The following is an 8,104-nucleotide window of genomic DNA, read 5'->3' on the forward strand; positions in this document are numbered from 1 at the left end:
GGCTCCGGATGCTCCTCATCGGCGGAGGCCTACGCCACCCCCGACTGGCATGAGCCCCACCGCAGGTACGAAGAGCCGTTGAACAGCAGTCGCCCAACGGGATCGGTTGGGTCGTAGAAGGAACCTCCGAGGTTCAACGCCACACCCTTGCGCGTCGGCTCGTGGCGATATCACAAGCGTCGGGGAGTGATCTTGCGAGGCGATCGAGCTTGGTGACGACCAGGACGTCACCTTCGCGGACCGCGGCAAGCGCTTCGCGGAGCCCCGGGCGTTCACGGTTCGTTCCGGTCATGCCGTGGTCGACGTGCACGTGCACGGGTCGACGCCGAGCGGGTGGAGGCCGTCCGTCGCGGATGAGGGCGTCGGTGCTTCCGCGGGCTACCTCACCGCCGCACTGCAGGCAGCCACCACCGCGACCCCATCGTGACGAGCGTGCCGCTGTGCGATGTGAGAATCGGACCGCGGCACGCTCGACGAGGTCGTGGTCTCAGGCGGGGAGCTTAGAGGCCAGGACGTCTAATTTCTCGATCGTAGGCTCGCTGAACAGTTTGCCCGTCTGCTCGCCGAGAGCGGTCGCAACTGCGCCGGACAGGTGCGCGTCGCGGCCGGCGCCATCGGGGAACACGTCGAAAATCCCGAATGAGGACGGGCCGAGACGGATCGCGAACCACGCGATGGTGGCCGGTTCCTCCTCGACGAGCCCTCGCCCGATGCCGAGAAATTCCTGGACCTCGTCCTCCTTGCCGGGCAGGGCCTCCAGCCTGACAAGCAGTCCCGTCGTCACGCTCAAGACGCCACCTCTCTCTGGATCGAATTGCTCGCAAACTTCGCCACGATCGTATCGCAGAACGCAGGCAGGTCGTCGGGTGAGCGGCTAGTGATCAGGTTCCCGTCGACCACGACATCCTGGTCAACGACCTCCGCACCAGCGTTGCGCAGATCCGTGCGGATGCTCGGGAAGGACGTCAAGGTGCGACCTCCGACCACGCCAGCCTCGATCAACGTCCAAGGCCCGTGACAGATCGCCGCCACGGGCTTGCCACTCTCGACGAAGTCGCGGACGAAGGAAACGGCGTCCTTGTCGACCCGGAGCTGGTCGGGGTTAACCGTGCCGCCGGGAAGCAGCAGGGCGTCGTAGTCGCCCACCGAGGCGTCGGCGACCAACCCGTCGACGGTGAACGTGCCCGCTTCATCCAGGTCGTTCTTACGGGCCTTAATCTCGCCGTCGTGGATCGAGAGGACCTCGGTCTGAGCGCCGGCCCGTTCCAGTGCTTCGCGGGGTTGCTCGAGCTCAACGCGTTCGACTCCGTCGGCGGCGAGGATCGCGACCCTCTTTCCCTGAAGATCTGCTGCCATCTCAGTTTCCTTCTTTCTGTTTCACATGCCGGGCTTGATGAGGACCTTGGTCCAACCCTTGGACCTGGCGTCGAAGTTATTGTAGGCATCGGCAGCTTGGTCCAGCGAGATCTCGTGGGAGACGATCCAGGAAGGGGTCGCCTTGCCGGCCGCGATTAAGTCTCGCAGTTGGCGATTGTACCGCTTAACCGGGGCTTGACCGCTTCCCATGGTCTGCCCCTTGAACCAATGTGTGCCGAAGTCGATGGCTGCCATGCCCTGCTTGGCCAATTCGCCCTTGGCCCCCGGGTCCTGGGGGACGAACACGCCAACGGTGCCGATTCCTCCGGTGAAGCGGACCGAGTTGATGAGCATGTTCAGCGTGGCAGCGGTGTCCTCGTTGCCCTGGGGATCGTGGGCCTGGTAGCCCACGCATTCGCAACCACGGTCAGCTCCAAGCCCCATCGTCTCGTCCAGCACAGCCTGCACGGGGTCGACCTTGGAGTCGTCGATGGCAATCGCACCGATCTGCTCGGCCAGCGCGAGCCGGTCAGGGTGGCGATCGACCACCATCACCTTTGCTGCGCCCTTGATCATCGCGGACAGGGCGGCCATCAATCCGACCGGACCCGCCCCAGCGATCACAACGCTGTCGCCGGGTATCACGCCGGCCATCTCGGTGGCGTGGTAGCCGGTGGGGAAGATGTCAGAGAGCATGACGTAATCGTTCTCCCTCTCCTCCGCATCCTCGCCCAGGCGCAGCGCGTTGTGGTCACCGAAAGGCACGCGGAGCAGCTCCGCTTGGCCACCGCCATAGGGACCCATGTCGGCGAACCCATAGGCCGCTCCGGCGAATGATGGTTCGGGCTGGGTGGTGAGACAGTAGTTGGTCAGGCCGCGTTCGCAGTTCTTACAAAATCCGCACGAGATGTTGAACGGGAGCACAACCCGGTCTCCGACCCTGACCTTCTCCACGCCACTACCGACTTCGATGACCTCCCCCATGTTCTCGTGACCGAACGTCCGGCCTACTTCGAAGGAGGTCCGCCCCTCGTACATGTGAAGGTCCGAGCCGCAGATGTTCGTCGTCGTTACCCTGACCAGGACATCGGTGGGTCGCTCGATCTTCGCGTCCGGGACGTCCTTCGTGCTGACCTGACGGGGTCCCTCGTACACCACTGCTTTCATGTCTACTCCGATCCGATGGTGTTGCTCGATGTCTTTCTGGCAAGGCCTCTCCGACGCTGGCCCCACCCCTAAACAGTGAACGCCCCCAAGAACCACGTGTCAAGGGGCTCGCCTTGAGTTGATGTGCAGCGATCGAGCCGGGATAGTGCCCGGGTCCGCTGCTCGATCCCAGGGCATGCGCTCTGTACACGCTTGCAGTGGTCGCGCCATTCGTCCTTGTGCTCGTTATCATCGTGACGTTGACAGCGGTTCTGATGATGAGCCGGGACCGCAAAGGGGAAAGCGTCACGACCGCGGTCGTCAGCGCGGCCCTGTGCCAACCAACGCGGCTGTGCGAATCAGCGGCGAGTTGCGCGCCGCTTGCGCTGGCTGGGCAGGAACCCGAGCGCCAGTGGAACAATGACTCCGAGGGCGCAGACGATGGCGATGATCGGGGTACTTACACGGCCGATGGTCCCATGGATAGTGCGTCGTGGGTAGCGGAACGATGCGCCGACCTTTTCGGCGATCACGAGGCGGCTCCGCCGTAGACGATGACGAGCTCAAGGGGTCAACGCACCGCTCAGGAGCGTGACGGTAGTGGCCGCCTTCTCGAGCGCGGTGGTCGCCGCTGTGTAGACCTCGGCGGGGGTGCGCCAGCCGAGGACCTCGCGTGGTCGCCCGTTGAGTCGTGCGGCGAGGGCGTCGAGCGCGTCCTGGTCGAGCAGGCGTAGGTCCGCGGCGCGGGGCAGGTACTGGCGCAGTAGGCGGTTGGTGTTCTTGTTGGTGCCGCGTTGCCAGGGGCTGCGGGGGTCGCAGAAGTAGACCGGGCAGCCGGTGTCGGCGCTCAGGCGGGCGAGGCCGCGGGCGCCGGCGTGGTGCAGCTCGAGGGCGTGGGCCAGGCGGTCGTGCAGGACCGCGCGGGTGGCCAGACCGGTGAGGTGGTCGCGGGTGGCCAGCTGGTGCAGGTGCGCCTCGCGGTAGTCGGCGTCCTGGCGCAGCCGCTCCGAGAGCAGCACCTGGCCCAGCAGCTCGGCGAGCAGGTCGACGACGGGCCGCATCCGCTCGAGGGCGCCGACGTCCCGCACGTGCGGTCCGTACCCGCACAGCGTCCCGAAGAGGTCTCCGTCGGGGGTGGTGATCGGCGCGGCGAGGTAGGTCCGCACGGGCCACTCGTCCACGGGTCGGGTGGCGGCGTGGGCGGGGACGGTGCGGGCGTCGGCCGTGATGGTCGGGGCCCCGTCGACCATCGCCTGGCACATCGACCCGTGCCAGGCCACGACCGTGCCGGTGTCGACCTCGTCGTACGCCCCGCCGGCCGCTGCTGCTGCGGCGTCCGTGTCGTGGTGGACGTCGATGAAGACCTGCTGGTCACCGTCGCGGCGGGTCACGGCCCACAGCCCGAGCGGCAGCGGGTCCTGCAGGGTCGCTACGACCCGTGCGGTGGCCTGCTCGAAGGTCAGCAGCCTGGTCGGGAGCCGGGTCGCCGGCTCGGTGGAGGGATCGGGCAGGTGGTGGCCGCGATGGCCGAACGAGGGCACGGTGGTCCTTTGAGCGCGCGCGGGGTGGGGCGCGGCTGCAGCGGGGGCGGATGGGCGGGGTGCCGGCACCGGTGCGTGTCGCACACGTCCGTGGTGGTCGGGCACCGTGGTGATCGGCTCCGGCTCCCGGAGCGCGGTGGCGGAGTCAGCGGGCGCCGGGGTGGTCATGGTCTCGCTCCGCGGGAGGTCGTGGACGTGGCGGCGCCAGGGGCGCGCCGTCGAGCTGGGGCGGCGAGGGGGCCGCGGCACGGGCAGCCGCAGCATCGACGGTCGAGGTGCGGTGGATCGGGATGTGGCGGGTCGGCAGATGGGTGTCGGGGGGCGCGGGCCGGGCGAGGTGGAACCCCTGGCCGTGGGTGACGCCCAGACGGCCCAGGGTGGTCAGCTCGGCGTCGTTCTCGATGCCCTCGGCGACCAGCGTGGCGCTGATGTCGGTGGCCAGGGTGACCAGGGCGTGCACGACCGCCTGGCGTGCGGGGTCGGCGTCGATGCCGCGCACGAAGGAGATGTCGAGCTTGACGATGTCCGGGGCCAGACGGGTCAGGTGCTGCAGGCTGGCGTACCCGGCGCCGGTGTCGTCGATGGCCAGCAGGAGGCCGCGGCGGCGCAGCCCGTCCAGGACCCGCAGGAGAGCGGGGTAGTCCTCGACCTGGTCGTGCTCGGTGAGCTCGACGACCAGCCGCGGCCTGCTGGGGTCCGCGGCGTGGCCGGGCCGGTGGGTGAGCTCGCGCAGGGCACGGGTGAGCAGGTCGAAGGTGGCCGGATGGGCCAGCCCGGCGGCGGAGGTGTTGACCGATAGATATTGCCCCGGGGCCAGGCGGGGCAGCAGCGCCAGGGCGGAAGTGGTCGCGGCCTGCTCCAGGGCGATGCCCTCCTCGAGGCGGTGCGCCTCGGCGAAGACCAGGTCCGGGCGCCGGGGCGCGCCGCTGCCGTCGGTGAAGCGCGACAGCGCCTCGTAGCCGCTGGTCGTGCCGGTGCGCAGGTCGACGATCGGTTGGACGACCACGGTGCGCCGGTCGGTGCCCAGGTAGGGCGCGAAGGCCGCGCGCCGGGCCTGCCGGTCGCGGTCCTCGCGGTCCTCGCGGGCCAGCTGGGCGCCGATCAGCTCGGCGATCGCCCGCAGCCCGCCGAGCTGGCTGCTGGACAGGGCCGTGGTGGCGTGCTCGCCGAGCCCGCACAGCGACCCGTACAGCGACCCGTCGGGCAGGTGCACCGGCACCCCGCAGTACGCACCGACGCCCAGGGCGGTGGTCACCGGCATCGGCCCGAGCACCGGGTGGGCGGGGACGTCCGGCACCGAGGACGGCAGCCGGCCCTCCAGGACGAGCCCGCAGTAACCCTCCTCGAGGCTGATGCTCGTGCCCTCGACCAGCAGGTGCGGCGCTGGGGCCGCTGCCGCTGCCGCTGCCGCTGGCGTGTCGCTGGTCGCGGCCGGCGCGGCAGTGGTCTCGACGACGGTGAAGGTCTGACGGTCCCCCTCGATGCTCGACAGGGCCGCCAGGTCCAGGCCGCTGGTGGTGCGAGCCGCGGCCACCAGCCGGCGGACCACCGCCGATGGGCCCGGCCTGCCCGCCCGTGCGCCCGGCTGGCCGGTTGAGGACCGAGACGTCGGGTCCGCCAGTACGCTCACCAGCTCGCGGGACTGACGCACGTGGCGCAGCGCGCTGATGCGCGCGCCGGCCTGACGCGCCAGGGCGACCGCGAGCACCTCGTCGGTCTCCTCGAAGACGCCTTGGTGCGGGGGCCGGGCCAGGTACAGGCCACCGACGACCTCCTCGTGGTGGGTCAGCGGCACGCCCAGCAGCGCCGCCATCAGTGTGTGCCCGCTCGGCAGACCCACCCCGTCAGGGTGAGTACGCAGGTCCTCCAGCCGCAGCACCCGACCGGTCAGCACCACGCCCACCAGCCCGACCGGACGGGGCAGGTGCGGCATCACCGCCACCTGCCCGGTCGTCATGCCCTGGTGCGCGAGGTGGCTGGCGCGCCCGTCCGACCCGACCAGCAGCGCCACCCCGAACCGGGCGCCGGTCCGGGCCCTGGCCAGGTCCACCAGCCGCTCCAGCACGCCCTGCTTCGAGCTCTCCTCGCCCAGGGCCGCCACCTCGGTGAGCACGTCCGCGACGTCCCACGCGCTCGAGCGCGGAGACGCCACCACGGAGGGCCGTTCGAGCAGCTGCTGGCGAGGCGTCCCGCACCCGTCCGCGGCTGGGGCGCCATCACCTGTTGCGCCGGTAGTGCCCGCCGAGCCGGCGGAAGAAGACGGGAGCGTCATCACTGAGCCTCCTTGCAGCAGGTCGCACCAGGCCAGCAGTGCGGGAGGTCGCCAGCGTGGAGCGATGAGCTGGGCCGACAGGGGCGGGGGCGGGCCAGGCCACCGACACTACGCATCGGCCCGACCGCCTGTCAGTGGAGCCGTGAGCTCCTGAAGGCGAAGACGAGACCCCGACGGGTCAACGCACAAGGGCCCCACGTCGGGGGCTCGCGCGCGTCACGCCGAGCGTCGAGGGCCGGATCGCTGCTTAGCGCTCCGCGAGGCCGCGGTCGAGCCCCGTCGCGACCCTCGCGCGTGCGTCCTATGACGCCCCCCCGAACTCCATCGATCGACGCAACACCCCGACCCGAGGTGTTTCGTCATGTGGATGTCCGCGGATTCTCCTACCGCAGTGCGGTTCTTCGGTGTGCTGGCCGAGGAGGGGCGTCTCGAGACGTCCGCCCGCATGGTCGGAATAGGTAAGGAGACAGCTCGCCGTTGGGTGCGCGAGCGTTTCGTGGCCATGCGTGATGACGGGTTGAGCGTGGCTGAGGCGAAGAAGCGACTGGGCTTCTCCTCGTCGTTGATGGACGACTGGGACGCCGCTCGTTCCCAGCGCGGGGACGGGCGGCATCACTTGCGTCGGGAGGCCGATGTGGAGGGGCGCTTCTGGGCGTTGTTCGACGCCGGTGCGAGCGTGTCCTCGGCGGCTGCGCAGGCGGGGGTGGGTCGCTCGAGCGGCTACCGGTGGTGGCAGCGTCGGTTCGAGGCCCAGCGCGAGGCGGGGGTGTCGCTGCGCAGCGCGTCGGCGCAGCTGCGGGTGGGCCTGGCGCGAGCGGCGGTGTGGGAGGCCGCCCGCCGCGAGCGGGTGGAGGAGGTGCGCCGGACGCAGCAGGCTGCGCAGGTCGCGGCGGTGCACGCCTCGGCCGCGCACGCCCGGGCGAGGCTGGCGCCGCGGTCACGGTCGGCGGCTCAGGCGCGAGAGGCGGCCTACTGGGCGCTGATGCGCCAGGGGGTCTCGAACACGGCCGCGTGCAGGATCCTGGGCGTGAGCCGCAAGACAGGCCAGCTCATCCGCCGGCGCGCCTCGCACCAGACCGCGACCGAGCAGGCCCAGGCCTCGTGGTCCGGGCGGTACCTGTCGCTGCCGGAGCGGCTGGTGATCGCTGACCTGCTGCGGTTGGGGACCTCGCTGCGGGCGATCGCGGCCGAATTGGGCCGCTCACCATCGACGGTCAAGCGTGAGGTCGACCGCCACCGCGACGCCCAAGGCCGCTACCTGCCGCACGCGGCGGAGGCCGCCGCCGGCGAGCAACGCCGCCGCCCGCGCACCTCGCGGCTGGCCGGCGACGTCCGGTTGCGGCGGCTGGTGCAGCGCAAGCTGAACCGGTACTGGTCCCCGGAGCAGATCGCCGGGTGGCTGCGTGAGACCCACCCCGACGACCCGTCCCGGTGGGTGTGCGCGGAGACGATCTACCGGGCGCTGATCGTGCCTGGCGCGCAGGTGCTGGCCCAGCGCTACACCGCCCGGCTGCGCACCGGGCGGCGGCTGCGCCGGTCGCGCTACCTCACTCGCGGCAGCCAGGACGGAGCGGTGCGAGACATGACGATGATCGACCACTCTTTCCTTCGGCGCGTTTGCGGGCGTAGAAGGCTCGGGAGGTGGCGCTGTTCTTGAGGCTGGACAACGCCGCGAGGTAGCAGGTCCGCATGAGGCGACGGTTGAACCGGCGAGTGGCGTCCAGCAGGGTGGTGTACGGCCGGCCCGGGTGACGGGTGTGGCGTAGACGTCGAAGGGCGGCCACCGCGT

At 70.4% G+C, this 8,104-nt stretch carries 6 protein-coding genes and 3 pseudogenes; 1 reads left to right on the plus strand and 8 read right to left on the minus strand.

The annotated features are described in order from the left end of the window. Nucleotides 1-77 precede the first annotated feature (77 nt). From Q0789_RS16285 to Q0789_RS16315, 8 genes and pseudogenes are all read right to left on the minus strand, one after another. Nucleotides 78-292, minus strand: a pseudogene (locus Q0789_RS16285) (recombinase family protein); the annotation flags it as partial. Between the two features lie 195 nt (nt 293-487). Further along, nucleotides 488-790: an antibiotic biosynthesis monooxygenase gene (locus tag Q0789_RS16290; protein WP_366917774.1), complete on the minus strand. Its 303-nt coding sequence runs from the start codon at nt 788-790 to the stop codon at nt 488-490. Continuing rightward, nucleotides 787-1,356: a type 1 glutamine amidotransferase domain-containing protein gene (locus Q0789_RS16295; RefSeq protein WP_298807037.1), complete on the minus strand. Its 570-nt coding sequence runs from the start codon at nt 1,354-1,356 to the stop codon at nt 787-789. Before Q0789_RS16295 ends, Q0789_RS16290 begins: the two co-directional genes overlap by 4 nt. Before the next feature lie 21 nt (nt 1,357-1,377). After that, on the minus strand, nt 1,378-2,523 hold the full coding sequence (locus tag Q0789_RS16300; RefSeq protein WP_298807038.1) for a glutathione-independent formaldehyde dehydrogenase: 1,146 nt from the start codon (nt 2,521-2,523) through the stop codon (nt 1,378-1,380). A gap of 338 nt (nt 2,524-2,861) precedes the next feature. Beyond that, nucleotides 2,862-3,035, minus strand: coding sequence for a hypothetical protein (locus tag Q0789_RS16305; protein ID WP_298807039.1), 174 nt, complete (start codon nt 3,033-3,035; stop codon nt 2,862-2,864). Between the two features lie 30 nt (nt 3,036-3,065). Then, a pseudogene (locus Q0789_RS16310) lies at nt 3,066-3,341 on the minus strand (IS30 family transposase); the annotation flags it as partial. Between the two features lie 243 nt (nt 3,342-3,584). Next, nucleotides 3,585-4,307, minus strand: a pseudogene (locus tag Q0789_RS16800) (GAF domain-containing protein); the annotation flags it as partial. Continuing rightward, a complete protein-coding gene (locus tag Q0789_RS16315; RefSeq protein WP_298807040.1) occupies nt 4,189-6,198 on the minus strand; it encodes an EAL domain-containing protein in 2,010 nt (669 codons plus the stop codon). The pseudogene Q0789_RS16800 and the gene Q0789_RS16315, both read right to left, overlap by 119 nt. Nucleotides 6,199-7,297: 1,099 nt before the next feature. On the opposite strand from Q0789_RS16315, the gene Q0789_RS16320 reads away from it, so the two are divergent. Next, nucleotides 7,298-7,972 carry a helix-turn-helix domain-containing protein gene (locus Q0789_RS16320; RefSeq protein WP_298807042.1) on the plus strand — a complete coding sequence of 225 codons (675 nt, stop codon included), beginning with the start codon at nt 7,298-7,300 and terminating at the stop codon, nt 7,970-7,972. The last annotated feature ends 132 nt before the right edge of the window (nt 7,973-8,104 follow it).

It is taken from the genome of uncultured Pseudokineococcus sp. (genome assembly GCF_947499845.1).
Lineage (GTDB): Bacteria > Actinomycetota > Actinomycetes > Actinomycetales > Quadrisphaeraceae > Pseudokineococcus.